Genomic DNA, 25,879 nt, shown 5'->3' on the forward strand with positions numbered 1-25,879 from the left:
GAACAGCATAACGGAACTCTTCTGACATGAGCTGGCTAGACAAGATCGTGCCCTCCATGGGCCGTATCCAGCGCAAGGATCGTCGCTCCAGTGTACCCGACGGCCTATGGCGCAAGTGCCCGAAGTGCGAGGCGGTGCTCTATCTTCCCGAACTCGACAAGCACCACAACGTTTGTCCCAAGTGCGACCACCACCTGCGCTTGACGGCGCGCAAGCGGCTCGACTGGTTCCTCGATGCCGATGGCCGGGAGGAGATCGCCGCCGATCTGGAGCCGACGGATCGCCTCAAGTTCCGTGACTCCAAGAAGTACAAGGATCGCCTCTCCGCGGCCCAGAAGAGCACCGAGGAGAAGGATGCCCTGATCGCCATGCGCGGCACCTTGGAAGGCATGCCGGTGATGGCAGTGGCCTTCGAGTTCAATTTCATGGGCGGTTCGATGGGAGCCGTGGTCGGCGAGAAATTCGTGCGCGCCGCCTCGCTTGCAAGGGAAGAGGGCATACCGCTGGTGTGCTTCTCGGCTTCCGGAGGGGCGCGCATGCAGGAGGCGCTCTTCTCACTGATGCAGATGGCCAAGACCTCCGCGGCCCTCGAGCGTCTCAAGCAGGCCGGTATTCCCTATATCTCGGTGCTTACCGATCCCGTCTATGGCGGCGTTTCCGCTTCGCTTGCCATGCTGGGTGACCTCAATGTGGCCGAGCCCAATGCTCTGATCGGCTTTGCCGGCCCGCGGGTCATCGAGCAGACCGTGCGAGAAAAGCTCCCCGAGGGCTTCCAGCGCAGTGAGTTCCTGCTCGAGCATGGCGCGGTCGACATGATCGTTCATCGCAGCGAGATGCGCGAACGTCTCGGTAGCGTACTGCGCAAGCTGACTCACCTGCCGACAAGTGGCATGCCCGACGTGGCCGAGCCTGACCTGATCGACGAGATCGAGCAGGATCAAGTCATCGAGGAAGATCTCACACTGGATTCGTCAGAAGAGCGTTGATTCCCAATTGAGCACCCCTCACTCCTCCTCGCATGATTCGAGCGCCCCGCAGGGGGCGCCTAACTCGAGCCCCGAGAGTCTGACCGACTGGCTCTCCCTGATAGAGCGTCAGCATCCAGTCAGCATCGACCTGGGGCTCGAGCGCGTGGCCGAAGTGGCCAAGCGGTTAGGGCTACTGACGGGGCGTGGCCTGGCGCGTCGTGTGATTACCGTGGCCGGCACCAATGGCAAGGGCTCGACCGTTGCCCTGCTCGAGGCGCTGGCATTGGCCCATGGGCGTTCCACGGCCGGCTACACGTCACCGCATCTACTGCGCTATAACGAACGTCTACGCTTCGATGGCGTCGAAGCCAGTGACGAGGCATTGATCGCCGGTTTCGAGCGGGTGGAAGCGGTTCGCCTGCAGGGTGCACCGGTCAGCTTGACCTATTTCGAGGTCGGTACGCTGGCAGCGTTCTGGAGCATGGCCGAGCGCTACCCGGACGTAGCGATTCTGGAGGTGGGGTTGGGCGGACGGCTCGATGCAGTCAATGTCATCGATAGCGACGTGGCAGTGGTGACCACCGTGGCGCAGGACCATGCCGCCTTTCTCGGCACCGATCTGAATGGCATCGGTCTGGAAAAGGCCGGTATCATGCGCGCGGGTCGTCCCGCCGTGCTGGGCAGCCAGGCGTTGCCGCCCAGCGTGGCAGCGTTCGCAACGTCACTGGGGGCCAGGACGCACCGGCTCGGCGAGCACTTCGCGCGCTCGGGTAATGCGGCTGAGTGGAGCTGGCAGGGGCTGGACGATACAGGTCGGCCATTGCAGCTGGAGGCATTCGGCGATCCTGGCTTGCCCCTCGACAATGCCGCCACGGCGCTGCAGGCGTTGGCACTTGTCGGTGTCAAGCTGGAGCGCGCGCGTTGTCGGCAGGCGTTTGACCGCGTCAGCCTGCCGGGGCGCATGCAGTGGCTAGGGCGCTGGTGTCTGGATGTGGCGCACAATCCGCATGCCGCAGCGTATCTTGCTCAGCGGCTGGCAGAGCGGCCGCGTCCGACGCGGCGCATCGCGCTGCTGGGAATGCTTGGCGACAAGGATGCCGAAGGGGTGATCGATGCGTTAGCACCGGTGGTCGATGCCTGGCTGCCGGTGAGCCTGACGGGGGAAAGAGCGCGTGCCGCGACCGAGCTCGTGCCCCTGTTGAAGGTGCGCAATCAAACGGTCCTGCCCCAGGCGGCTTCCCCTCGGGAAGGTGCGGCCTGGCTCGCGGATCAGCTTGGTGAGGATGATGAGGTGCTGGTGTGTGGATCCTTTTTCACCGTAGCCGAGGTGCTGACCTGGTGTCAGACCAAGATGGATAAGCCGCCAGCGGCAGTGCCTGCCCAAAGACGCGGGGAGGGAGAGGCCAGTGGACAGGAGCAAGGCCTTCAGGGAGAGGGGAGATCAACATGAAATACGGAATGCGTGAACGAATCAGTGGTGCGGTGATCATCGTTGCGCTGGGGGTAATCTTCGTACCGATGCTGTTCGATGAGCCGACGCCGCGCGAGGAGCGCCCGCAGCCGGTACTGACCATTGACCAGCCCATCCAGGTCAACCGTACCCCAGTCGCGGAGCCTCAGCCTCCGGCGAGCCTCTCGACGCCGGCCGGCCCGAGCATGGATCCGCCACCCGAGGTGGATCCACGCCAGGTGGTGGCGGAGACCCAGCCCCTGCGCGAGCCGCTGGCGGAGGTGAGCGAGCCCGACACCCGCGATGCCGCCGAGCAGTCGAGCCAGGGCCAGGATCCGATTGCCGAGCTTGCCCAGTCGGCACAGCCAGTACCTGCCCAGACCGGCTCGGCGGCTCAGCCCGAGCCGGCGCCTGCCCAGGGGGCCGGCCCGACCGCGGCGACCCCAGGCGGGGGGTGGGAAGTTCAGGTCGGCAGCTTCGGTGAGCCCGCCAACGCCGAGCGTCTCGAGTCGCAGCTTACCGAGCAGGGATTTCGTGCCTATAAAAGAGCCCGCGACAATAACCTGACCACGGTCTATGTCGGGCCCTACGACAGCTCCGAGGCGGGGGAGCAGGCCAGGACGGAGCTCAAGGCGCGGGCCAATATTCAAGGGCTGCTGGTGCGTACAAGGGAGGGAGGATGAGTCTTACCTGGCTCGACTGGATATTCCTGGCGGTACTCTCCATGTCGATGCTGGCCGGTTTCACGCGCGGGCTGGTGCGTGAAGGCCTAGGCCTGGCGGCGTGGATCATCGCGCTGTTCGCGGCGCGAATCTTTGCCGAGCCGATTGCAGACATGCTGAGCGGACTCATCGATAATGCCGATGGCCGATTGGTACTGGCGTTCGTCCTGGTCATCTTCGTGGTGATCATGCTGTGCGGCATCGTCATTCGCATGGTCCATGCCGCTGTCGAGTGGGTCGGGATGGGGCTGTTCAATCGCATGGCGGGTGCGCTGTTCGGCGCCCTGCGCGGCGCGGCGATCCTGGTGCTGGCCACGGTGCTTATCTCGTTGACGCCGCTCTCCCAACTGGAGGCCTGGCGCAATGCCGAACTGCGTCCGGCTTTCGAGGAGCTGCGTGGCTGGGTGGTTAGCCAGGTCGAGGCCTGGGAACGGCGCGATCCACAGCGCGCCGGCCAGTGGCGCACTATTTCATTGCCCGGCCTCGACCGAGACGAGCCGGCATCCGCTCCGCCTTTGGAGCCCTGACGGCTATACCGGTATCGGCTAGTTCGGTAACAGAATTCACTGCAAGCGAGGTAAGGCGCAATGTGCGGTATCGTGGGCCTCATGGCCAATCAGGCGGTCAACCAGGCGTTGTACGACGCCATGACAGTCCTCCAGCACCGCGGACAGGACGCCGCCGGTATGATGACCTGGCATGAGGGACGTTTTCTACTGCGCAAGAGCAATGGTTTGGTGCGCGACGTCTTTCATACTCGCCACATGGCACGCCTCAAGGGCAACATGGGCATCGGTCACGTGCGTTATCCAACGGCGGGCTCCTCCAGCGAGGCGGAGTCGCAGCCGTTCTACGTCAACTCTCCCTATGGGATTGCGCTTGCGCACAACGGCAATCTGACCAACTCCGACCAGTTGAAGCAGGAGCTGTTCTCCACTGATCTTCGCCACATCAATACCAGTTCCGACTCCGAAGTGCTGCTCAACGTCTTCGCCCACGAACTCGGCAAGCAGGGCCATAATCTCACGCCGGAGGACATCTTCGATGCGGTTCGTCGCGTGCATCGTCGCTGCCGCGGGGGGTACGTGGCGATCGCCATCATCAACGGCTTCGGCATGGTGGCGTTCCGCGACCCCAATGGCATCCGTCCGGTGGTCTTCGGCACTCGACAGGATGGCGATCAGCAGGACGTGATGATCGCCTCGGAATCTGTGGCACTCGATGTGGGCGGCTTTGAGCTACATCGTGACCTGGGGCCGGGCGAGGCGATATTCGTCGATCTTAAGGGCAACATCACTACCCAGCAGTGTGCCGACAAGCCGTTGCTGTCGCCCTGTATCTTCGAGCACGTCTATCTGGCGCGTCCCGACTCGATCCTCGATGGCGCCTATGTCTACGGCACGCGCATGCAGATGGGTCGCAAGCTCGGCGATCGGATTCTCTCCGAATGGCCGGACCACGATATCGATGTGGTGATTCCGATTCCCGACACCTCGCGGACCTCGGCGCTGGAGTTGGCGCAGCATCTAGGCGTCAAGTTCCGTGAAGGCTTCATGAAGAACCGCTATATCGGCCGTACCTTCATCATGCCTGGCCAGACTCAGCGCAAGAAGTCGGTGCGCCAGAAGCTCAATGCCATCGACATTGAGTTTGCGGGCAAGAATGTGCTACTGGTCGACGACTCCATCGTGCGAGGGACCACCTGCAAGCAGATCATCCAGATGGCCCGCGAAGCGGGGGCGCGCAAGGTCTACTTCGCCTCGGCGGCGCCACCGGTGCGTTATCCCAACGTCTATGGCATCGACATGCCGGCCGCCGTTGAGCTGATCGCCCATGGTCGCAGCGAGGCCGAAGTGGGTGAGCTGATTGGCGCCGATCGGATATTCTACCAGGATCTCGAGGATCTCAAGGCCGCCTGTCGCGAGGTCAATCCGGCAATGGAGCAGTTCGACTGTTCCGTGTTCGACGGCTTCTACATTACCGGCGATATCGATGAGGCCTACCTCTCCGACCTGGAGGCGTCGCGCAACGATGCAGCCAAGCTGCGTGAAGCCGGCGACCCGGCACTGGTAGGCATGCATAATCAGGACGATGATCTGGATTGAGCGGGGCGACAATGAGCGACGACACACACGATAGCGACATTCATGATTGGGCCCTGGCGACCCAGTCCATTCGCGCCGGCCATGTGCGTACCCACGAGCAGGAGCATGGCGAACCGATCTTTCCCACCTCGAGCTTCGTCTACGGCAGCGCGGCGGAAGCCGCGCGCAAGTTCGGCGGCGAGGAGCCGGGCAATATCTACTCTCGCTTCACCAATCCCACGGTGCGCAACTTCGAGCAACGCCTGGCGGTGATGGAGGGGGGGGAGCGCTGTGTGGCGACCAGCTCCGGCATGGCGGCGATTCTCTCCACTGCGCTTGCGCTGCTGGAAGCGGGCGACGAGATCGTCGCGTCGCGCTCGCTGTTCGGTTCCACCGTTAGCCTGTTCGACAAGTACCTTGGCAAGTTCGGCATCGTCACGCGATATGTGGAACTCTCCAATCTCGAGGCTTGGGAGGCGGCGATGACGCCGCGTACCCGGCTGTTGTTCGCCGAGACCCCCTCCAATCCGCTCTCCGAAGTGGTCGATATCGCTGCCCTTGCCGAGATCGCCCATCGTCACGACGCGTTGCTGGCCATCGATAACTGCTTCCTGACCCCGGCGCTGCAGCGGCCGATCGAGCTTGGCGCCGATCTGATCATCCACTCGGCGACCAAGTACCTGGATGGCCAGGGCAGGGCGATCGGTGGCGCGGTGGTGGGCCGCGACAAGGAGCTCGAAGCGCTGTTCGGCGTGGTACGCACCTGTGGCCCCTGCATGAGCCCCTTCAATGCCTGGATATTCCTCAAGGGGCTCGAGACGCTCAACCTGCGCATGAAGGCACACTGCGAGAATGCCCAGGCAATGGCCGAGTGGCTTGACGCCCATCCCGGTGTGGCCCGCGTTCATTACAGCGGACTTGCCAACCATTCACAGCATGCTCTTGCCAGTCGCCAGCAGAAGGGCTTTGGCGCGGTGCTCGGTTTCGAGGTCGATGGCGGTCGCGATGCGGCGTGGTCAGTGATCGACGCGACCCGTATCGTGTCGATCACCGGCAATCTGGGCGATGTGAAAACCACTATTACGCATCCTGGTACAACCACCCATGGACGTCTCAGCGAGGAGCAGAAGTACGCCGCCGGAATCAGCGATGGCTTGATCCGTCTGGCGGTGGGGCTTGAAGATCTGGATGATCTCAAGGGTGATCTTGCCCGTGGGCTCGATAAGCTGAGGTGACATGAAGCACTATTGTTTCTTGTGAGTGAATGAAGCATTCACTTGAGAGCGGGTGCTGCATTCGTCGGGAAACATTATGCTGGCGCTAAAGCGGCGATACCGCAGAGAAGCAGGGACAAGACGATGCTGCGCAATACACGCCAAGGCTGGGGCCTGATCACCATCCTGATTCACTGGGTCAGCGCGCTGCTGATCGTCGGCCTCTTTGTCCTGGGGTGGTGGATGACCGGGCTTGGCTATTTCGATAGCTGGTATAACCTGGGCCCTTGGTGGCACCGTTCGTTGGGTGTGCTGCTTCTCATCGCCACGCTGTTTCGTCTGTTCTGGCGAGTCATTCAGCCAACGCCGCGCGCCCACGGTGGCAAGATCGAGCGAGTGGCAGCCCATGCCGGGCATGTTGCCCTATACGTGTCACTGCTGGTGGTGCTGTTCAGCGGCTACCTGATCTCCACCGCCAGTGGTCGAGGCATCAGTGTCTTTGGCTGGTTCGAGGCGCCCGCTCTGATCCACGGCCTGCGCAATCAGGCAAGCGTGGCTGGCACGGTACACTGGTATGCAGCACTGACATTGATGATACTCGCCGCAGGCCATGTCCTGGCTGCCCTCAAGCACCACTTCATCGACCGGCACGATACGCTGATCAGAATGATTTCACCGCGACACAGTCGCCGCTGACTGTACCAATCTCAAGCAAGAATCAAAGGAGATGATCATGTTGAAAAAGACCGCACTAGCCGCCGCCCTAGGCGCTGCCGTCCTGGTACCGCTGAGCCAGGCCCAGGCCGACGACTATGTCATCGATACCGAAGGTCAGCACGCCTTCATCCAGTTCAAGATCAACCATCTTGGTTTCTCCTATATCATCGGCAACTTCCGCGAATTCAGCGGAGAGTTCAGCTACGACCCGGAAGATCTCGAAGCATCGAGCGTCAATATCGAAGTCGACGTGACCAGCCTCGACAGCAACCATGCCGAGCGCGATCGACACTTCCTGAGCGATGACTTCCTGAGTGCCGATCAGTATCCCACTGCCACGTTTACTTCGACCGGGTTCGAACCTGAGGGCGACGACGAGGGTATACTGACCGGCGAGCTCACCCTGCATGGCGAGACGCGTGAAATCGAGATGCCGGTGAAGCTGATGGGCGAAGGGGAGGATCCGTGGGGTAACTACCGCGCTGGCTTCGAAGGCAGCACCACGCTGGTACTGGAAGATTACGGTATCGACATGAGCAACTTCCCGGAGGTGATGCATGAGCTCGAGCTGTATGTCACCTTCGAAGGAATTCGTCAGTAATCCAGTAGGGTCTGGATTGCCTCGTCACTGCTGATAAGTAAGCCGGACGCATGGCGTCCGGCTTTTTTATGCCTGTAAGACAGGCGTGGCTTGCATGCCAGGATCAGTCGACGCCGTTCAGTACGGCATGCGGGAAGTGACGCCGCAACATCCTGTTCTGGAAGCCATCGACGAAGCTGCTATTGATGATGACGATGAAGCGCTCATAGGGCACGTCCGCCTTCTCGCGTGAAATGCCGGTAACGCTGTGGAACAGTTTATCGTCATGAAGATGCAATACCTCGCCAGGTGTCAGCACTTGCTCGGTCAATAGCCGGGTGCCTGCCTTGTCGGCATAGAGCTGACTATTGGCACCCACCAGATTCTCACGCTTGAGCACGAGAATGCTCAGGTGCTTGCAGCCATCGGCATGTATGCCTTGACCCTGAAGAGGGTCGGTATCCTGCTTGCCACGCACACCGGTGATCTGCATCAATATCGGTTCACGTGCTCCGATACCCCATAGCTTTGCCCAACTTTTGACGAAATTCCTGACATCGGCTCGCTCGAGAAAGGAGGTCTCGAGCGCCGGATAGTAGCGCAGCTTGTCAGCCATGCTTTCGGCATCATTGAACATTCCGCCCTGGGCCATGGGACACTCACCCATCACTTCGATCTCTTCGTCGTCGTTGAGCATCAGCCATGACATGCGCTTCCAGCGTCGGCTGACATAGGGATCGCGGGGCAGATCATCGAGATAGCGCTGCCAGGCGGGAAGATCGATTCGCCCATCGACTCTGGTGACGCTCCAGTGCTGCTGAGCCAGATCCTGCGCTACCTGCGGATGCCAGTATCGTGTTTCGGAGCGGTTCGAGGATGAGACGTCGTAACCGTGTTTAAGGCTTTCCTCTTTCATATCTGTTCTCCATCAGTTGATTGTGCTCAGGTGAGCCATGAGCACTGTAGGAAACAGATTGAAATCAAGTGATATTTATTGTCAGCAAAATAATGTTTTTTGTATCAATTTGAGTAATTATAGTTGCTTTAAATGCGTCTAATTAATGACTTGTGGCGCTAGAAGTTGCACGTTAGTGTATGTAACTGCTAAGCAGTTAATGACTTTGAATTGTAAGCGGCCCATCGCAAGACAGGTATACGGAAGAAGGGGGTGTGGTTGCTTCGGCGAACCAGTGCCGATGCCGCAGTAAAGGATCGACGAAAGCGATAGCGGAGTGAGGGAATTGTTTAAGCGTCAACGGACAGGCGAGAAGGGGCTGCTCAACGCCCTGTCGCTTCTTACGGTATGCCTGGCACTGGCGCTGCTGATGCCCGTTCCTGTCTGGCTCAGCACGTTGTTGTCTCTTTCCGGCCTGGGCGGGGTGCTCATGGCCGCAGCATGGTCTTTCAGAGAGCGCACTGATGAGTGCCTTGAGGAGCCCGGCGATCTGGCGCTCGTTCAGCAACGTCATGCAGAGAGTGAGTCGCGCTTTCGCACTCTGCTTGAGAGCCTGCCCAAGGTTGCCGTGCAAGGCTATGATCGCGACCGGCGAGTCATATACTGGAACGCGGCAAGCACGCAGCTGTATGGCTATCACCCCAAGGAGGTACAGGGCCGATTGCTCGAGGAGTTGATCATTCCCGAGTCGATGCGGGCAGAAGTGATCAGTGCCCATCACTCCTGGATCGAGAAAGGCATCGAGATTCCATCATCCGAGCTTGAGCTGCAAGGCAAGTCGGGGGCGCCGGTCGCGGTTTATTCTCACCACGTGATGTTGGGCGAACATACCGCCAACCCCGTGATGTTCTGTGTCGATGTGGATCTTTCCCAGCAGAACCAGGCGCGACGGGAGCTCGAGTTTGCGACTCGCTACGATGCCCTGACACAATTGCCCAATCGTCAGACGTTCGAGCGTGAGCTTGAGGGTCGGCTCGACGAGGCGAGGCGGCGTAACGATTGTCTGGTGGTGATCTATATCGACCTCGACCGTTTCGCCGAAATCAATGATGCCAGGGGGTACGAGGCGAGTGATGTACTGCTGGCCTTGGTGGCGAAGCGGCTTCGCGGCTGCCTTCAGTGTGCCGACCTTTTATCGCGTTTCGGTAGCGACGAATTCGTCCTTGCTCTGCCGCATGTGAAGGACAACGACGGTGTGATGCAACGGGTCGAGGAGGTGCTTGACCATTTCAACCAGCCTTTCATGCTTGAAGACGAGGAGCTGCACGTCACGGCAAGCCTTGGCGTAGCATTATTTCCCGATAACGGCAGTACCGCACGGGAGCTGATCCACAATGCCGATGCCGCGAAGAATCGCGCCAAGCAGTCCATGCCCAAGCGCTGCTGGTTCTTCGACCAGCAGATACATGATGAATTACTTTATCAGCATCGCCTGGCGGAACAGTTACGCAGCGCCATCGGCAATGGCGAACTCGCTCTCTACTATCAACCCCAGGTGGCGGTGGCTAGTGGCCGCATCGAGAATATGGAAGCGTTGCTGCGCTGGTTTCCCCGCGAAGGAAAGACCATCACTGCCAGTGAGTTCATTCCATTGGCGGAGCGCTCCGAGCTGATTCATCAGCTGGGGGACTGGGCGATCCGGGAGGCGTGTCGACAGAAGGCCGAATGGCGTGAGAAGGGTCTGGGCGATCAACGTATCGATATCAACCTCTCCGGCAAGCAGCTCTCCGTGCCGGAAACCTTCGATCGCCTGGAGACGTGCATGCGCGAGCATGGTCTCGGCCCGCGCGACATCGGTATCGAGCTGACCGAGAACGTGCTGATAGAGTCCGATGAGCGGATACTCGAGCTGTTGCGGCAGCTTTATCATCGCGGCATGAAGATCGCGATCGACGATTTCGGTACGGGTTACTCCTCACTGAGTTATCTCAAGCGCTTTCCCGTCACGTCGCTCAAGATCGATCGTACCTTCGTGATGGATGCACCTACCGATCCAGGCGATCGAGCGATCATGGCTGCAACGGTCTTCATTGGCCACAGCCTTGGCCTTGAGGTGGTCGCCGAAGGCGTGGAAAACGAAGAGCAGCTTGAAGTGCTGCGCGAGATCGGCTGCGATCTGGTGCAGGGCTACCACTTCTTCAGACCCATGAGTGCCGATGACATGACGAGAATTCTGGCCGCTTTGGAGGGCCAATGAGTGTACCGATGACGTAGAATGAGCCCCCCGCGATCAGCAGGAGTCCTCGTGTCGTCATCGCCTTCCCCATCTTCCTCTCTTGCGGTGCAGCTTTGGCGCCAGACCTGGCCCATGGCCATCGGTGTGCTGGCTCTGCTGGGCTTCCAACTGGTCGATAGTGCCTTTGTCGCCCGTCTTGGCACCACCCCCTTGGCCGCGCAGACCTTCACCTTTCCGCTCTCATTTCTGATCATCGGCATTCAGGTCGGCATGGGGATCGCCATCGCCGCACTGATCTCGCGTGCCTTGGGTGCCGACGAGCAGGCGCGTGCGCGACGCCTGGGCACGCTGGTGCTGGTCGCGGGTGGGGTGATCATTGCATTGCTGGCGCTGCTGCTGTGGGCCTTTCAAACGCCGATCTTCACCCTACTTGGAGCCGATGCCGATAGTTTGCCGCTAATCCGCCGCTACTGGGCCCCGCAGCTGCTTTCGGCATGGCTGGGAGCGTTGCTCTATTTTGGCTACAGCCTGTTTCGCGCCCATGGCGATACGCGTCTGCCCGGTAAGCTCATGGTCTACACCAGCCTGATCAACCTGGCGCTCGATCCGCTGCTGATCTTCGGGGTTGGGCCCTGGGCAGGGTTGGGGCTGCCAGGGGCCGCCTGGGCGACAGCGGTGGCGTTTGCGCTGGGCCTGTTACTGCTGGGTGGCAGGTTGCGCCACGCCAACTGGTTAGCGGTAGCGGGGCTTGCCGGCGAGGCGCGCCGCTCGCTTAGACCCTTTGCCAGCATTGCCGGGCCGGCGATGGTCAGTCAGCTGATGCCACCGTTGGCATCCATGCTAGCCATCGCCGTGGTAGCGTCCCTTGGCGAAACCAGCGTGGCCGCATGGGGCTTGGCCAGTCGCCTGGAAACGCTGTCGCTGATGATGGTGCTGGCATTGACCATGTCACTCCCCCCCTGGCTTGGACGCTGCTATGGTGCCGGAGATTGGCAGCAGATCGAGCGGCTGATGTGCCTAGCCGCCAAGGCCGTGGTGATCTGGCAACTCTCGCTGGGGGCTTTCATGGCGTTGGCATCTCCATGGGTTGCCCAGGCGCTGTCGGGCAATCCGGAGATACGTGGTGATCTGGCAACACTGATCCGCTATCTGCTGCCAAGCTATGCGCTGCTTGGGTTATGCATGTTGGTGGTCTCCGCTGGAAATGCCCTTGGTTGGCCACTGCGTGCCATGCTGATGTCGGCGGCACGACTGTTCGTCTGCTATCTCCCTTGCTTGGGGCTCGGCATGACGCTTGCGGGACTGCCAGGGCTGGCAGCAGGCGCCGCGTTGGGCAATGTCCTGGCGGGGCTGCTCGCCTGGCGGCTATATCGCTACATGTCGGAAAGGCAAACAAGGAGAGCGGATTTAACCAAATAGCTCAACTTTTTTGTGGCTAAACTATGAGTTTTGGCTATAAATAAAAATCTAATCAGCACAGGGAGGAAAAACAAAGCATAATTTCCTACCCGCGACGCCCTATGCTATGTCAATGCGCTCGACAACCGGACAGCGCTCGACAACAATTTCTGGCGCGCCAGGTAGTTCTGGACTGGCCTGCGCCCGATGACGCCGGACTCCACGCCGATCATCGGCGCCACCAAGTACGACAATCTCTGGCTCAATACCGGCCACGGTACCCTGGGCTGGACGATGAGCTGCGGCAGCGGTCATCTGCTGGCCGACCTGATGGGCGGACACCGCCCCGAAATCGATCCTCGCGGTTTGGATGTCTCCCGCTACGCGGCTTGAGCCGCTGGTTCACGACGTTTGCCATGCCATGGCCCTCCCGCGTAAGAAGGGCCGATCAATTTCGCTCACCGCTCAGTGAGTGGCTTACTGTCGATGTCCTTGATGGCGAACCAGCCAAAGAACAGCCCCATCACCAGGTAACCGAACATGAAATCCGGCGCGGCATTGAGGGCAAGCCTGGGGGCATGCATCAAGCCGACGAAGGAGAAGGCTGCCGCCACCAGGGCGAAGATGGCAGCCTTGCGGAATTGGTGGTCAATGACCGACACTGTCATCGCTCCCAGCAGAATGGCGGTGAACATGGCGCCCTGGCCAAGCGCGACGATTGCCGTCGAGATATCGTTGACCACCTCCTGCGCGCCACGATTGAAACGCGTCATCACATAGTTGGCGAAGTAGGGCAGCATGGCCAGGGCCACGGCGGGGTAGTAGCGCGTTTCGTTGCTCTGGAAGGCGGTGGCGATCATCGACATGCCGACGAACACCAGGATCGGTGCGACCACCGAGACCGGAATGATCGCCGCCAGCGCCGCGATCAGGCCGAACATGGTGGCGATGGCATAGACCGCCCCATTGAGGATGCTGTAGCCGCGTCCCGCTCCCATCCACTTGGCGCCGACCGTGGCGATATAGACGGTGGTGGGAAACACGCCGCCAAACAGTGCGCCGATCATGGTGCCCGCACCGTCCACCGCCTGGCACTCACGCACATCGTATCGATCACCCGCCGCCTCCATCGCCTCGACGTTGTTCATGGTCTCGATGGCGTTGTAGAGCGTGATCGGCAGGACCACGGTGAGTACCGCCAGCATGCTGGTGATCAGCAGTCCCAGCCCCTCGAACCAGGCCAGGTTCGGCAGCAGCGGATAGAAGCCAAGGTGGGTGAAGGCATCGCTGAATTGCCCCTCCTCGGTGGCGCCGATCAGGTAGGCCAGAGTCGTACCGATGATGATGGCGAACAGCGACGTGGGAATCCTGAAGGGCATCGCCACGCGGCCCACCAGGCCGACGATGATGATGGCCATCACCAGCAGGCCGATAGCGGGAATCTCCAGCGTCTTGAACAGCATCTCCCCGGCGATGAAGGTTAGGGCTACACCCGCCACGGCGCCGAGCATGGCGGCGCGCGGCAAATGGTACTGCACCCAACGGCCCACCAGGCTGATGGCGGCTTCGATGGCGCCACTGATGAAGCAGGCGGCCACGGCCACCTTCCAGGCGAGTTCGGCATCGCCAGTGAGCTGCTTGGCGGGCAGCAGAACGCCGAACAGGAAGACGAACATGACCGGGGTACTGATGCCGTAGGAGAGCGCGGTGACATCGGCGCGATTCTCCTTGCGCGCCAGCCGCGCGGCACTCCAGGCGTAGTAGAAGTTGCCGACCATGACCGCCACGGCGGCACCGGGAAGTACCTGGCCAAAAACGATCTCCGGCGGAAATCCCAGACCCAGCATGGTAATCGCGATGATGACGAAGTTGGCGATATTGTTCTGGAACAGCGCGAAGAAGGCATCGGTATCCTCCTTCTTGTACCACGGATAGTGCACAGCGGGTGCCGACATGGGGAGCCTCTTCATGTTGTGGGCTTTGTATACAAGGCGCCAGTAGTCTCGCTGCAATTTGACTAAATGGTCAAGTAGTGGGAGGAGCATGGCGCAAGCGGCGCATCATACAGGCAAGCCGCTGCCCCAAGAAGTGGCCGCTTCGCGTTGATGGAGGCAAGGCGCAAATCACATGCTAGAACGCAAGACGCCCAGTCCATGGCCTGGGCGTCTTGTGCTAGTAGGAGAGCGGCAATCAATTGACTGCGGCAATCGCCTTGGCCAGGTAGGCCAGGTTGTCCTTGGAGAACCCCGCCACGTTGGCGCGACCCGAGCGGACCATATAGATGCCGAACTCATCGCGCAGGCGATCGACCTGCTTGCCGGTCAGGCCGGTATAGGAGAACATGCCGCGCTGCTCGGCCACGCAGGCGAACTTGTCGCCCAGCCCATAAGGCGTGAGCGCCTCGACGAAATCGCGACGCAAACCATTGATACGATCGCGCATCTCGGTCAACTCCTCGCGCCAGATTGCGGCGAGCTCGGCGGATTCGAAAATCTCGGCAACGATCGCGCTGCCATGCGAGGGCGGGTTGGAGTAGTTTTCGCGGGCAACGATCGCCATCTGCGAACGGACGTTTTCCATCTGCTCGTGGGTCTTGGCGATGGCAATCAGGGCGCCGGTACGCTCGCGATAGAGCCCGAAGTTCTTCGAGCAGGAGCTGGTAATCAGCATCTCGTCGAGGTTGTCCGCGAGCAGGCGCGCGCCAAAGGCATCCTCGTCGAGCCCTTCACCGAACCCCTGATAGGCGAAGTCGACCAGCGGCAACAGTTCGCGCTCCTGGATGACGCTGAGCACCTCGCGCCATTGATCGCTTGAGAGATCGAAACCAGAAGGATTGTGGCAGCAAGCGTGCAGCAGAACCACGTCTCCCTGCGGGATCTGCTTGATGGCCGCCAGCATGCCGGGGAAATCGAGACGGTTGTCGGCATCGACATAGGGGTATTTACCGAGCTTGAGGCCCGCTGCCTCGAAGATGCCGAGGTGATTCGGCCAGGTCGGATCGCTTACCCAGATACCCTTGCCGGGTAGCTGGGTACTGATGAAGTCCGCCGCCAGGCGCAGTGCGCCGGTACCGCCGGGGGATTGGGTCAGGCTGGCACGACCTTCGGCGAGCGTTGCCGAGTTGGCACCCAGTACCAAGGAGAGTACCGCCTTGCCGTAGCGCGGATCACCATGTGAGCCGATATAGCTCTTGGTGGTCTCGTTCTTCAGCAGCAGTGCCTCGGCTTCCTTGACCGCTCGCATCACCGGTGTGATGCCGTGTTCGTCACGGTAGACGCCGACACCGAGATCGACCTTCTGCGGATTGGTGTCCTTGTTGAAGGCCTCGATCAGCCCGAGGATGGCATCCCCGGGCACCCGCTGAATATGCTCGAACATTTATGCTGCTACCTCGTCGGTTCTGGCTGCCAGAATGAAGTCGTTCTTGTGCAAGCCCTCGAGGGCATGGCTCCACCAGGTGACGGTGACCTTGCCCCATTCGGTGAGCAGTGCCGGATGGTGGCCAGCCTGCTCGGCAATGTCCCCCACCCGGTTGGTGAATGCCAGGGCCTGCCTGAAGTTGCGGAACGAAAACTCACGCTCCAGCCTCATGATGCCATCGTGCTCAACGATCCGCCACTCGGGAATCTGTGCCCCGAGCCGCTTGATTTCGGCATCGGTAGCCCGCGGGGCATCACGGCTGCAGGCCTCGCATGGCTGTCGGGAAAGCTCGCTCATCGGTCGCTCCGGCTGCTGGTCGATCAGGGCCAATTACAAGGGTTGTTCAGCCCGGCTTATCCTTCAAAGGCAGTGCTGAAGACGGCTTGATCGCCCTGCACACTTCTGCCCGTACCTGAGCATAAGGATAGGCCTCCAGGGCGGCGAAGCCAGGCAGCTGCCGCGCCTTGAGGCGAGTAAAGAGCGGGGTTGCGATACCGCATAGAAAGCGCGTCAGCAGATCGGCACTCGCCAAGGCGCGGGCATGCTGCTCGCCAAGGCGGTGCAGCAGTTCACTACACAGCGTGTCGACGGGTTGCTCGGCAAGCGGCGCAAGCGGGGCGGGAGCGGGCAGGCTGGCTACATGACCGGCGCATACCGAGCAATGCCCGCAACGTTGTGGCGCCTTGTCGTCCCCGAAATAGCTCGCCAAGCGCTGACTCAGGCAGGTGTCGCTTTCAAAAAGCTCGAGCATGGCGTGGATGCGGGCAATCTCGCTGGCCTCCTTCTTCTGGAAGTGCACATGCAGCTCGTCGGCCAGTTGTCCTGGATCGAGGTCGCGTCTCAACACGGCATAGACCTCGGTCATCTGTTTGCTCTCGAGCTGGATCAATCCTTTGTCGTGGACGTATTCAAGCGCTGTGATCACACGGGCGCGCTCGGTATTCAGACCGCGCTCCTGGCCGAGCCGCTGGAGCGCTTCCATGTCCAGCGTGCACCAGCTTCTGGCGCGCGGGGCGCTATCGACGATCGCCTGGACGAAATCGCGGCGTTCGCCCGCAAAACGCGCTACCAGCGTGTCAGGCTCCTCCAGGTACTTGAAGCGATACTCGGCGAAATAGGCGTAACGCGATGCGATGAGGCCCCGCAACTCCAGTTGGACGAGTAGCGTCTTGAGTGGCAGGGGGCGAATGTTGGCGTGCAGGGAGAGGGTATTGAGCATCAACTCCCACTGACCACCCTCGGCGTCGCGCAGCTCCTCGATGACCTGCGCGATGCCGGTTCGCTCCGGGGTGTCGCCATAGACGAAGTTCTCCAGCACCGTGAGATTGTCGCGCCCAGCCAGCATCAGGCAGTCGGCGGCAGCACCATCGCGGCCGGCGCGACCGATCTCCTGGCTGTAGTTCTCGATCGACTTGGGCAGGTCGAGATGCACCACGTTGCGTATGTCGGCCTTGTCGATGCCCATGCCGAAGGCGATGGTGGCGACGATGCAGGGTATACGGCCCGTCATGAAGTCGCGCTGGATGCGCTCGCGCGTCTCGGCATCGAGCCCGGCATGGTAAGCCGTCGCCGCAAGGCCGGCCTGGGAGAGATAGGCCGCGGTGCGCTCGGCACTCTGTTGAAGGGTGACGTAGACGATGCTTGCCTGGGGCGGGCGTTGCGTCGACGCCGGCAACAGCCGTGGCTTCAACCACTCGACCAGCGCGCGCAGCTTGTGCCCGGCCGCTACCGGCCGTACCAGCAGATTGAGGTTGGGGCGATAGAAGCCGGTTGAGGAGACATCGCCCGGCGCGATGGCGAAGCGCTTGGCCATATCGTCGATCACCCGTGGCGTGGCCGTGGCGGTCAGCAGCAGCGCTTGGGGAATGGCGAACTCGCGCTGGTAGTCGGGCAGTTTCAGGTAGTCGGGGCGAAAGTTGTGGCCCCACTCCGAGATGCAGTGGGCTTCGTCGATCACCAGCAACGAGATCGGAATCTGCCTGATGAAGGCGCGAAAGCGTTCGTTCTTCAATCGCTCCACGGAGATCATCAGGATACGCAGCTCGCCGCGTCGAGCGGCCTCCATGACCTGGCTTGCCTCGTCTCGGCTCTGGCTGGAGTCGATGCTCGCCGCGGCGATGCCATGTCGCTCGAGAAACGCCAGCTGGTCCTGCATCAGTGCCAGCAGCGGGGAGACCACCAGTGTCAGGTGGGGCAGCAGCAATGCCGGCAATTGATAGCATAACGACTTGCCTGAACCGGTGGGAAAGATGGCCGCGGCGCTGCGCCCGGTGACCACCGCCTCGACCACCGCCCGCTGGCCCGGGCGAAAGTCGTCGAAGCCGAAGACTTGTTGTAGGGTTTGCTGGATCATTCGGCGCTACCTGGCAGGACGTGAGGCAACCAGCATATCGCCTCGAATCGTGCCTGTCCGTCACGCTCGCTGCAATCGCTCATGACCCTCGGCGTAAGCCTTGGCATAATGGCGCCCTTTTCCCACCGGGGATCTCCGATGACCGCCTGGAGCAAGCTACTCGTCGCCACCACGCGGCTGATCGATCTACATGACAGCGCCCATGAGCCGGGCTCGCCGTTCGTGCAGGTCAGCCAGGAGCAGCGCCGTGGCCTGCGTGACGGCTACTGGCTGGACCTTGGCTGCCTGTTGCTCGACTACCTGCTGGAGGTGGATTTCGCCACCAACAGCGCCTTCGTCTCGCAGTCGCGCTGCCTGGCCCACCTGCGCGAGAGCTATCCGGCGCTGCCGGCCGACGACCTGAGCTTTGTCGTCAACCTGCTCGCCACCCCCAGCGAAATCCACTATCGCGAGACTGGCGACGATGAGCGGGGCCGTCTGAGCACCAAGCGTACCGCGCTGATCGAGAAGCAGGGCCAGACCGGTCAGGTGCGTCTCACACCGAGTGGACGTCAGGCGGTGACTCTGGCAAGCCAGGTCGAGGACCTGCTCTACTCCGAATATGATGCGGCAAAGGTGCTTGCCGCATTGGCACGAGGTGACTTCGCCCGCATCCCCGACATCACCAACCAGATTCTCATGGCGATTCGTGCCTTGACCCAGGAGCTGCGTCGCATCCGCGAGAACCCCACCCGCGAGGGCAAGCTCAGCGCCTTTCTCGACAACGAGCGCCACTATCACAACGCGCTATCGACGATCCAGAGCACACTGCTCAGCGCACGCTCGCAACTGGCCACGCCGGATCTCATGCAGCGCTTCACCGAGTGGAGCGAGCAACAGCAGGAGGAGTGGGATCTGCGCATGCTCTCGGGAGCCATCGGCCGGGTGCTCAATGCCATCGAGAATCTCTCGCGGCGCCTCTCCGAGCTGCTCTCCGATATTGCCGAGGGGCGCATCCAGTCGATGGGGGTGATCGATTTTGCCGACCTCGCACGTCGCCTGCTCGGTACGCCTCTTAAGGCGGCGCTGCGCGATGCACTGGTGAGCCGCATGATGCCCTTCGCCCTGGCTACCGCCATGCCGCGGGTCGAGCAGTTGATTCCGTTCATCGAGACGCGCCGTGCCGAGCGAAGCGCCACGGCGCTGGTCTTCGACGAGCAGTTGGACGCCAGGCCGCAGGATCCGCTGCTGGCACGGTTTCTCGAGGCGCGCGGCCCGGCGCTGCGCAAACGTCTCGAGGCTGCGCCGCTATCGCTGCCCGAAGCGCTGGCCGAAGGCTGGCATCGTTTCGAGGAGGGCGATTGCCTGGCGCAGCTGCTCAATACCTTCGTCGATACCCAGCTGCTCGATACGGGCCTGTCGGTGGGTATCGAGGCCGAACCCTTTGTGATCACCCTAGATGACGGCCGCCGTATCGAAGGTGCCACGACCCCCATGCTGGGCTTTTTCTCTCATCCCGTTCCCCCTTCAGCCGTGACCGAACCCATGGTCACGCAGGACAGTGACTCATGAACATGACCGAGATGGGCGAGGTGGTCGCCTACCTGCTGCGCTACCGCACCGCCGAACGCCAGCCCAGTGGTGGTCGCAAGCGTCGCGCGGCCCGCGAGGGCCAGCTCTCCGAGCGCGACGTGTGCGCGCTGATCGACGATGCGCTGGATACCGAGCGCGAGGCGCTGCGTGATTTCCTCGGTGGGCAGGGCCTGCGCCTGCGCGTCTTCGAGCCTGGCGACTATCCGGGCATCGCGCCCGGTTCACGTCTCTACGCCTTGGTGCCCGACCCCGAGCTGGAGCAGCCGCCGCTCTACACCCGCGATCCGGTGTTCGACGCGCTGCGGCTGCGACAGGAGAGCCGTGCCGAGCTGGCGCAGTGGTACCTGCAACTCTGGCTACTGCTGCACACCCTGCTCTACACGCGTCTCAACCGGGCGCTGTCGGACGTCAGCCGCTACCAGGAGGCGACCTTCGCCACCAGCGAGCTCAGCGACCTGCTGCGCGAGCAGCTCGAGAGCCTGCGTGCGCTGGGCGACGCCGCCCCGGAGATCAGCCGCGTGCTGCTTGACGAGCGTGGCGAGGATGTCAGCCGCCGGGTCAAGGCGTTCATCGACCTGCAAGTGCGTGCCGGTCAGCTCGAGCCGGTGCGCGAGATCAGCGACGAGGTCGGCGACGTGTGGCAACAGACGCTGCTCGGCGCACTTGAGGCCGAGCAGGTCGGCGTGCATCACCTATCGTATCTGGTCGAGTTGATGGCGAATGGCGAGGCGGAGTCGCGGGAGCGCGATTCGCAGGCAATGCCTGACGTGGACGCTGCCCCGCGCTTCGGTGAGGAATACGTGGCTGAATCAGAGGCGCTTGCCGAGGCCGATCTGTTCGGCGCCGAGGCGCAGGAAGACCCGACTGGAGAGCGCCCATGAGCGTCATCAACCGCATCGAAGTGGCCAACCTGCTCAACAAGCATGGCGATATCGCCTCGCCCTGGGACGCCAAGATGCGTCACCTGCTGCTCGATCTGCGCGGCCAGTCCAGTGCCATCAGCATGGAGAACGGCTTTGGCAAGACCACCCTGGCCGAGGCGCTGATCGGACTGCTGTCGCGGGACCGTTCGCTGCTGTCGCGTACCCGTCGCAAGTGCTCGCCCTCGACTGTTGCGGGTCAGGGGCGCAGCTGGTCGCATCTGCGAGTGGAGTTTCGCAGCGGTGGTGAGAGCTGTCAGTCGGACATGCTGGCCGCAGCGGGTGAGGAGGTCGCCGGCGAAACCTTCGTCTTCGGCATGTACGGCTACAGCGACGGCAGCGCCCTTGCGTTCTATCACTACGCCGGGCGCCTCGAGAGCGTACCGGTGCATCACGTCACCCTCGACGGCAAGCTCGCCCTCTACGCCAACGCCGAGGTGCAGTCGGCGCTGCGGGCACATGGGGCGACCCGCAGCGCCAATCGCGAGGAGTGGCTCGATGCGGTGGGGGTGCATATCTCACGCCGTGAACTGGCCCAGTTGGCGGCGTTTCAGAAAGAGGGCGGGGCCGACAAGAGCCAGATTTTCAACGCCATCAAGCCGCGCGCCGGCGAGAAGGCCGACCAGGCGTTCTTCTTCGAGGTGCTGGCCCCGCAGATCCTCTCCGGCGCGACGCGCGGCGAGACCGACGAGGGCGAGGAGCTGATCGAGGAGGTGATCCTCAACTCTGGCACCAAGGTCACCGAATTGCGTCACCGCCTGCACGAGGCGGAAACCGACCAGCAGCGTGCCCAACGCAAGGTCGAGTTGCTCGATGAACTCAACCGCCAGGGTGAAGGGCTGCTCGAGGCACGCCTTAAGCTCGGCAAACTCGATGCCGGGCTCACCGCCAGCGAACGCTTGCTTGGCGGCCAGGCGATCAGTGGCCTGCCGGGATTGCCCAGGCCGCCGGCGACCCTGGGCGAGGCCAGCGAGGAGGAGCACATCGCCGGCTTCGCCTGGGGCGTGGGAGATACCGCCCGTCCCCGGGTCTCGACCTGGCTGCTGGCCAAGTTGTCTGGCCAGAGCGAACGTAGCGTGCGCCAGGCGCTCTCCGGGCGCGGGGCGCGTGTCGATGCTCATCGTCGGCTCATCCATCTGGCCGAGGCGCGCTGGCCAATGGCCAAGGAGGTCGGCCATGTCAGTTTCAGCGCCGCGCGCGAATGGCTGGCGGATAGTCACGCCTTCAATGACGATTCGGCGCGTTACCGGGCGCTTTCGCGACTGGACGAGGCAGCGGATGACTTCGAAGCACTCGATGGTAATCGGTTCCGCGAGGAGGTGATCGCCGACCGCGAGTTCCACAAGGAACTCAAGAGCGACATCCAGCGACTCGATGGCGCTTGGGAGCAGCTTGACCATCAGCGCGAACAACTCGAATCGCGCCAGCGCGAGTTCGTCGACAACCAGAGTTTCTATACCCAGGCGCTGGCCGAGGGGCTGTTCAGCGAGGCCGAGCTCGAAACGCCTGACACCACTGCCGATGCCACCCGGGACGCCGCCGAACGCGCCCGGGCCGAACTGGCCGAGCATATCGGGCGTGTCGGCGAGCTCAAGCAGGTAGCGCGTTGGCACAACGAATTCACTCGCGCGCATCCCGACAGCTCGCCTGAGAATGTGCTGGCGATGAAGCTCGAGCAGCACGAGATGTTCAACCTAGAGCGCGAGACGATAGCAACCCAGCACGACGAGGCCCTGACCCAGCGAGAGAGCGCCCGGGATGCCCGTGAGAGACTACGTGGTGAGCGGCAGCGCCTCGAGGGAGAGCAGGGACCGCTCAAGCAGGGACAAGAAGCATGGCACGCCTTCGTGGCGGCCTGGCCTGACGAAGCCATCCACGGACTGTGGTCTTGCAAGCAGGCCGAACTCGCATCGCTCAGGCAACAGGTGCAGCGTGAGCGACAACGTCATGACGAGGCCGTCACTCTACGCACTCGCCTGTCGCCACTGGCCGAGGCAGCACGTGACTTTTTTCGATTGCATGGCAATGACGATCCGGTGCACCTTCGTGACCGGCTGCATACCCAGAAGCGTGAACTCGATGATGAGGAGCATCGGCTGGTGCAGGAGGAGCGTCGCCTGCGCGAGCTGCATCGGGCGCTCCTCAACTTTCAGGACATCACGGAGCAGGCGCCTGATAGCTGGCTCAAGGATGCCAAGGGGCGTTACCCGCGGCTTCTGAGAGAAGCGGAAGGCCTGGACGAGCACATCGATGCCCGGAAACGTTACCTGGAAAGTCTCGCCGGCGATCCGCTGGCGCGTCAGGTTGCCGAAGCCGAGGCACACGCCGTGCTCGAGGCCGTTGCCATCGAGTTTGTGCCCCTGCATGTCGCGCTGAGTGGTGCCGACGGTGCCGAGGAGAAGCGTCGTGAATGGTTGTCCCAAGCGGCCGGTCAGCTGTTTGCACCGGTCGTCGAGGGGCAAGCCAATGCCCGAGACGCCGCCGAACGGCTGATCGAACGTGGGTTGGGCGTACCGGTCATCGAAGCGGGAAGACTGGCGCAGAGCCTGGCGGATGGGCACTCGCCTCTGGGGGCGGTGCTGGGCGTCGAGACCCTGGCAGTGAAGGCGGCGCTCGATCCGCAGTTTCTGCACGCGCTGCGCGAAGAGACCCAGAATCGCCTGGCGATCGACCGCACGCGTCGTGGGGCATTGAATGAAGAGCTCACTCGACTCGATCCGCACGGCGAGCGTTTTGGCCTGGCGCGGCGCGCCCAGGAGGCCGTCGAAGAGAAGGTTGACGCCAAGCTTGAAGCGATCACTCTCAAGCTTGGCGACCTGGCGGAGCGCCGCGATCTTTTGACCCCCCGAATGACCGAGGCCGCATTGGCTTGTATCGACGATTTCCAGCGCTATCTGCTGGAGGGCGGGGATCGTGCCCTGGAGGAGGCTGCCGAGGCACTGGACGACGCCGAACGGCAACTCGCCGGGCTGACCCCGCAGGTTGCTCGCGTGGAGCGTGATCTGGAGGAGCACGGCGCGACCTGGCTGGCCGCAGAGAAGTTCGCCGAGGCGGGTGGGGTCGAGCGGTTGGCAATGCTGGAATCGCGTCTGGAGGAATTGCACGAGCAAGAGGCGCTCGTCGAGGCGCGTCTCGAGCAGGCCGGTGAGCGTGCCGAGACACTCAAGCATCAGCGTGACACCCTTGATGGACAGCTCAAGACGCTTTTTGCCGATGGCGAACGCGATCGCTTAAAGACACTGTCCACCTTCGAGGCCGAGGGCGGCATCGCGTTCATGGCCAACGCTGAGGCGACAAAAAGTGAACTCGAACGTGGCGTGATCAATACCGCACGGCGAGCCGATTTCGACTACGGTCGTATCCGTGCCTATCTCGACGTGCGTGACGAGAGCGGAGGCAGCCAAAAACTCGAACGCGAGCTTGCCAAGCTCAAGCGAGAGTTGGTCGAAACACGCGAGATGACCAAGGCCAAGAGCCGGGAGCTCGAAGCGGTCGATGCCCGGCTCGAAACGAACCAGCAGGCCATGCAATGGGTCGATCAACTGGGCATCGAATGGCTGGAGGTGCTGCGCGAACTTTCCGGCGGCTGGCGCGAGCGGCTCGGTCATGTCGATGAGCTGGTCTCGGCCAGCCGCTGGCCCGCCGAAACGTTCGACGGCGATCGAGCCCGAGCAGCGACGCTGGATGAGGCATTGCTGACCTGGCGACGAGTGGCAGGTGAAGCCCACGATGAGTTGGAGCTCACTTCGCTCGAGGTCTGCCAGCAGATACTGCTCGAAGGGCTGGGACGGCTTAACCTGGGAGAGCGCTCGCGTAACCGGGAACGCCAGGCTCGCGATGTCGAAACGCGCGAGCAGCAGCTGGCCAACGCACTGCTGGAAGCCGGCGATAGCCTCCTGTTCAACGCCACCGAGCGGGCGCGGCTATCGGGGCTCGATGGCTTGAGCCCCGCGGCACTCGCCGATCTGCGTGCCCTGCATGCCCAGCTCGGCGGTCAGCTCGACGATCATCGCGAGCGGGTAACCAAGCTTCACTCATCGCGTGAGCATATCGAGGGCACCCTGGTCGAACGCCTGGGCTCGATTATCACCGATGCCGCCGGCAACCTGGATATCCTCAAGCGAGTCGCTCGCCGCAGTGGCGAAGGCGGTGCCTTCTTCGAGGTCAAGGCCTCGTTGATCAGCGATAGCGACGTGCGCGATCTGATCCAGCTTCTGCTTGCCGATATCGACGAGCATATGGTCGCCCAGCGGCGGCGCCAGCAGCAGGAGGGGGGCAACGCCAGCACTGACGCACGGCGCCGCGATGACGATCTTCTCCGTCAGATACGCCGACGCATCTACCGGGGGCTGTTTCGCGACGTTGCCATCCGCCTCAGGCACGATGCGATTCGCCCGCACGGCCGGCTCTTCTCGCTCAACGAGGACATGTCGGAAGGGCAGCGTGAGGCGGTATCGCTGATGTGGCTGGTCAAACTCTCGGAATTCGCTATCGAGCGCGAGTTGCGCGAACTACCGGGCAGCCACCGCCGGCGGGCTCGCACCTCGCGCGAAAGCGTGATCCTGCTCGACGGGCTCTTCTCGAAGCTTTCCCATCGCCGTCTGATCCAAGACTCGCTAGAATCGCTGCGCAATACTCGCGGGCGCTTCCAAATGATCGGGCTGATTCACAATCCCAACTACGAGAATGACACCTCGATCTTCCCCACCTACCTGGTGGGTAGCGTGATCGGAGGCGCCCAGGGGCAGGGCGGCCATGTGGTGGTACGCGATGGTCGAGCAATCGAACCGGAAACCATCGGGCGTGGCCAGGGCGAGGCCAGTCTGTTCGGAATTCATGTCACCGAGCCGGCGCTATGAGCCAGGCCGGCATTTACGGCATTGGCGACAGCACGCTGCAGGCCTTGGGCGGCGAAGGGGCGGTGCGCGAGCTGGTGGCACGCTTTTATGGCGCGATGGAGCGCTTGCCCCAGGCGCAGGGCATTCGTGCCCTGCACTCTGAGGATATGTGTGCGTCGCGAGACAAGCTGGCCACCTTTCTCGTTGGCTGGATGGGCGGGCCGAGCCGCTACCGCGAACGCTTCGGGCCGATCGCCATCCCCAGCGCCCACCGCCATCTGCCGATTGGCCCCGAGGAGCGCGATGCCTGGCTGCTGTGCATGGCAACCGCACTCGATGAGATGCAGGTCGATGTCGCCCTGAAGGGCTATCTTCTCGCTCAATTGCGTCATCCCGCCGAGATGTGCCGGACACGCTGAGACGGCAAGGCGGTGCTCGACTACGCTTCGAGCAGGGCGCCTGGGATAGGCAAAAACGTGAGTCCAGCGCAAGACACGTACGTAACGAGGAGA

The 25,879-nt window shown here is 62.2% G+C and carries 19 protein-coding genes and 1 pseudogene; 15 read left to right on the top strand and 5 right to left on the bottom strand.

Features of this window, described 5'->3' with window-relative positions:
* Positions 1 to 26 precede the first annotated feature (26 nt).
* From accD to HJD22_RS05600, 8 genes are all read left to right on the top strand, one after another.
* The gene (gene accD, locus HJD22_RS05565; RefSeq protein ID WP_208653768.1) at positions 27 to 986 is read left to right on the top strand and encodes an acetyl-CoA carboxylase, carboxyltransferase subunit beta; all 960 of its coding nucleotides are present in this window, start codon (positions 27 to 29) and stop codon (positions 984 to 986) included.
* A gap of 79 nt (positions 987 to 1,065) precedes the next feature.
* Positions 1,066 to 2,418 (top strand): bifunctional tetrahydrofolate synthase/dihydrofolate synthase, encoded by a 1,353-nt coding sequence (gene folC, locus HJD22_RS05570; RefSeq protein WP_248730129.1) that lies wholly within the window; start codon positions 1,066 to 1,068, stop codon positions 2,416 to 2,418.
* A complete protein-coding gene (locus HJD22_RS05575; protein ID WP_208653770.1) occupies positions 2,415 to 3,101 on the top strand; it encodes an SPOR domain-containing protein in 687 nt (228 codons plus the stop codon). The genes folC and HJD22_RS05575 overlap by 4 nt, the downstream gene beginning before the upstream one ends.
* Positions 3,098 to 3,667: a CvpA family protein gene (locus tag HJD22_RS05580; RefSeq protein WP_208653771.1), complete on the top strand. Its 570-nt coding sequence runs from the start codon at positions 3,098 to 3,100 to the stop codon at positions 3,665 to 3,667. Before HJD22_RS05575 ends, HJD22_RS05580 begins: the two co-directional genes overlap by 4 nt.
* Positions 3,668 to 3,727: 60 nt before the next feature.
* Positions 3,728 to 5,245 (top strand): amidophosphoribosyltransferase, encoded by a 1,518-nt coding sequence (purF, locus tag HJD22_RS05585; protein ID WP_208653772.1) that lies wholly within the window; start codon positions 3,728 to 3,730, stop codon positions 5,243 to 5,245.
* 11 nt (positions 5,246 to 5,256) lie between these two features.
* Complete coding sequence (locus HJD22_RS05590) at positions 5,257 to 6,459, top strand: O-succinylhomoserine sulfhydrylase (RefSeq protein ID WP_208653773.1); 1,203 nt, start codon at positions 5,257 to 5,259, stop codon at positions 6,457 to 6,459.
* 123 nt (positions 6,460 to 6,582) lie between these two features.
* A complete protein-coding gene (locus HJD22_RS05595) occupies positions 6,583 to 7,134 on the top strand; it encodes a cytochrome b (protein ID WP_208653774.1) in 552 nt (183 codons plus the stop codon).
* Between the two features lie 37 nt (positions 7,135 to 7,171).
* Positions 7,172 to 7,756, top strand: a complete 585-nt coding sequence (locus HJD22_RS05600) for a YceI family protein (RefSeq protein ID WP_208653775.1) — start codon at positions 7,172 to 7,174, stop codon at positions 7,754 to 7,756.
* 103 nt (positions 7,757 to 7,859) lie between these two features.
* Here the strand turns inward: HJD22_RS05600 and HJD22_RS05605 are convergent, their stop codons facing one another.
* Positions 7,860 to 8,651 (bottom strand): 2OG-Fe dioxygenase family protein, encoded by a 792-nt coding sequence (locus tag HJD22_RS05605; RefSeq protein WP_208653776.1) that lies wholly within the window; start codon positions 8,649 to 8,651, stop codon positions 7,860 to 7,862.
* A gap of 325 nt (positions 8,652 to 8,976) precedes the next feature.
* On the opposite strand from HJD22_RS05605, the gene HJD22_RS05610 reads away from it, so the two are divergent.
* From HJD22_RS05610 to HJD22_RS05620, 3 genes and pseudogenes are all read left to right on the top strand, one after another.
* Positions 8,977 to 10,887 carry an EAL domain-containing protein gene (locus tag HJD22_RS05610; RefSeq protein WP_340163036.1) on the top strand — a complete coding sequence of 637 codons (1,911 nt, stop codon included), beginning with the start codon at positions 8,977 to 8,979 and terminating at the stop codon, positions 10,885 to 10,887.
* Between the two features lie 111 nt (positions 10,888 to 10,998).
* The gene (locus HJD22_RS05615) at positions 10,999 to 12,285 is read left to right on the top strand and encodes an MATE family efflux transporter (RefSeq protein ID WP_248730130.1); all 1,287 of its coding nucleotides are present in this window, start codon (positions 10,999 to 11,001) and stop codon (positions 12,283 to 12,285) included.
* A gap of 165 nt (positions 12,286 to 12,450) precedes the next feature.
* Positions 12,451 to 12,657 (top strand): annotated as a pseudogene (locus HJD22_RS05620) (FAD-dependent oxidoreductase); the annotation flags it as partial.
* A 65-nt stretch (positions 12,658 to 12,722) separates the two neighbouring features.
* Here HJD22_RS05620 and HJD22_RS05625 read toward each other — a convergent pair.
* From HJD22_RS05625 to HJD22_RS05640, 4 genes are all read right to left on the bottom strand, one after another.
* Positions 12,723 to 14,219: an NCS2 family permease gene (locus HJD22_RS05625; RefSeq protein WP_208653778.1), complete on the bottom strand. Its 1,497-nt coding sequence runs from the start codon at positions 14,217 to 14,219 to the stop codon at positions 12,723 to 12,725.
* A gap of 235 nt (positions 14,220 to 14,454) precedes the next feature.
* The gene (locus tag HJD22_RS05630; protein WP_208653779.1) at positions 14,455 to 15,642 is read right to left on the bottom strand and encodes an amino acid aminotransferase; all 1,188 of its coding nucleotides are present in this window, start codon (positions 15,640 to 15,642) and stop codon (positions 14,455 to 14,457) included.
* On the bottom strand, positions 15,643 to 15,981 hold the full coding sequence (locus HJD22_RS05635; protein ID WP_208653780.1) for a 4a-hydroxytetrahydrobiopterin dehydratase: 339 nt from the start codon (positions 15,979 to 15,981) through the stop codon (positions 15,643 to 15,645).
* A 46-nt stretch (positions 15,982 to 16,027) separates the two neighbouring features.
* Positions 16,028 to 18,037, bottom strand: a complete 2,010-nt coding sequence (locus tag HJD22_RS05640) for an ATP-dependent DNA helicase RecQ (RefSeq protein ID WP_208653781.1) — start codon at positions 18,035 to 18,037, stop codon at positions 16,028 to 16,030.
* Between the two features lie 138 nt (positions 18,038 to 18,175).
* Between HJD22_RS05640 and HJD22_RS05645 the strand changes: the two genes are divergently transcribed.
* From HJD22_RS05645 to HJD22_RS05660, 4 genes are read left to right on the top strand one after another with little or no spacing between them, the layout of a single operon-like run.
* Entirely contained in the window at positions 18,176 to 19,588 is a 1,413-nt protein-coding gene (locus HJD22_RS05645) for a hypothetical protein (RefSeq protein WP_248730115.1), read from the top strand.
* Positions 19,585 to 20,490, top strand: coding sequence for a hypothetical protein (locus HJD22_RS05650; RefSeq protein ID WP_248730116.1), 906 nt, complete (start codon positions 19,585 to 19,587; stop codon positions 20,488 to 20,490). The genes HJD22_RS05645 and HJD22_RS05650 overlap by 4 nt, the downstream gene beginning before the upstream one ends.
* On the top strand, positions 20,487 to 25,388 hold the full coding sequence (locus HJD22_RS05655) for a hypothetical protein (protein WP_208653782.1): 4,902 nt from the start codon (positions 20,487 to 20,489) through the stop codon (positions 25,386 to 25,388). Before HJD22_RS05650 ends, HJD22_RS05655 begins: the two co-directional genes overlap by 4 nt.
* Positions 25,385 to 25,786 carry a group II truncated hemoglobin gene (locus tag HJD22_RS05660; RefSeq protein WP_208653783.1) on the top strand — a complete coding sequence of 134 codons (402 nt, stop codon included), beginning with the start codon at positions 25,385 to 25,387 and terminating at the stop codon, positions 25,784 to 25,786. The genes HJD22_RS05655 and HJD22_RS05660 overlap by 4 nt, the downstream gene beginning before the upstream one ends.
* The last annotated feature ends 93 nt before the right edge of the window (positions 25,787 to 25,879 follow it).

Source organism: Halomonas sp. TA22 (assembly GCF_013009075.1).
In the GTDB taxonomy this organism is placed as follows: Bacteria; Pseudomonadota; Gammaproteobacteria; order Pseudomonadales; family Halomonadaceae; genus TA22.

Coding starts and splice junctions, on each gene's coding strand:
- accD (WP_208653768.1), top strand. CDS start 27: ATGAGCTGGCTAGACAAGATCGTGCCCTCCATGGGCCGTATCCAGCGC.
- HJD22_RS05575 (WP_208653770.1), top strand. CDS start 2,415: ATGAAATACGGAATGCGTGAACGAATCAGTGGTGCGGTGATCATCGTT.
- HJD22_RS05580 (WP_208653771.1), top strand. CDS start 3,098: ATGAGTCTTACCTGGCTCGACTGGATATTCCTGGCGGTACTCTCCATG.
- purF (WP_208653772.1), top strand. CDS start 3,728: ATGTGCGGTATCGTGGGCCTCATGGCCAATCAGGCGGTCAACCAGGCG.
- HJD22_RS05590 (WP_208653773.1), top strand. CDS start 5,257: ATGAGCGACGACACACACGATAGCGACATTCATGATTGGGCCCTGGCG.
- HJD22_RS05595 (WP_208653774.1), top strand. CDS start 6,583: ATGCTGCGCAATACACGCCAAGGCTGGGGCCTGATCACCATCCTGATT.
- HJD22_RS05600 (WP_208653775.1), top strand. CDS start 7,172: ATGTTGAAAAAGACCGCACTAGCCGCCGCCCTAGGCGCTGCCGTCCTG.
- HJD22_RS05605 (WP_208653776.1), bottom strand. CDS start 8,651: ATGAAAGAGGAAAGCCTTAAACACGGTTACGACGTCTCATCCTCGAAC.
- HJD22_RS05615 (WP_248730130.1), top strand. CDS start 10,999: ATGGCCATCGGTGTGCTGGCTCTGCTGGGCTTCCAACTGGTCGATAGT.
- HJD22_RS05625 (WP_208653778.1), bottom strand. CDS start 14,219: ATGTCGGCACCCGCTGTGCACTATCCGTGGTACAAGAAGGAGGATACC.
- HJD22_RS05630 (WP_208653779.1), bottom strand. CDS start 15,642: ATGTTCGAGCATATTCAGCGGGTGCCCGGGGATGCCATCCTCGGGCTG.
- HJD22_RS05635 (WP_208653780.1), bottom strand. CDS start 15,981: ATGAGCGAGCTTTCCCGACAGCCATGCGAGGCCTGCAGCCGTGATGCC.
- HJD22_RS05640 (WP_208653781.1), bottom strand. CDS start 18,037: ATGATCCAGCAAACCCTACAACAAGTCTTCGGCTTCGACGACTTTCGC.
- HJD22_RS05645 (WP_248730115.1), top strand. CDS start 18,176: ATGACCGCCTGGAGCAAGCTACTCGTCGCCACCACGCGGCTGATCGAT.
- HJD22_RS05650 (WP_248730116.1), top strand. CDS start 19,585: ATGAACATGACCGAGATGGGCGAGGTGGTCGCCTACCTGCTGCGCTAC.
- HJD22_RS05655 (WP_208653782.1), top strand. CDS start 20,487: ATGAGCGTCATCAACCGCATCGAAGTGGCCAACCTGCTCAACAAGCAT.
- HJD22_RS05660 (WP_208653783.1), top strand. CDS start 25,385: ATGAGCCAGGCCGGCATTTACGGCATTGGCGACAGCACGCTGCAGGCC.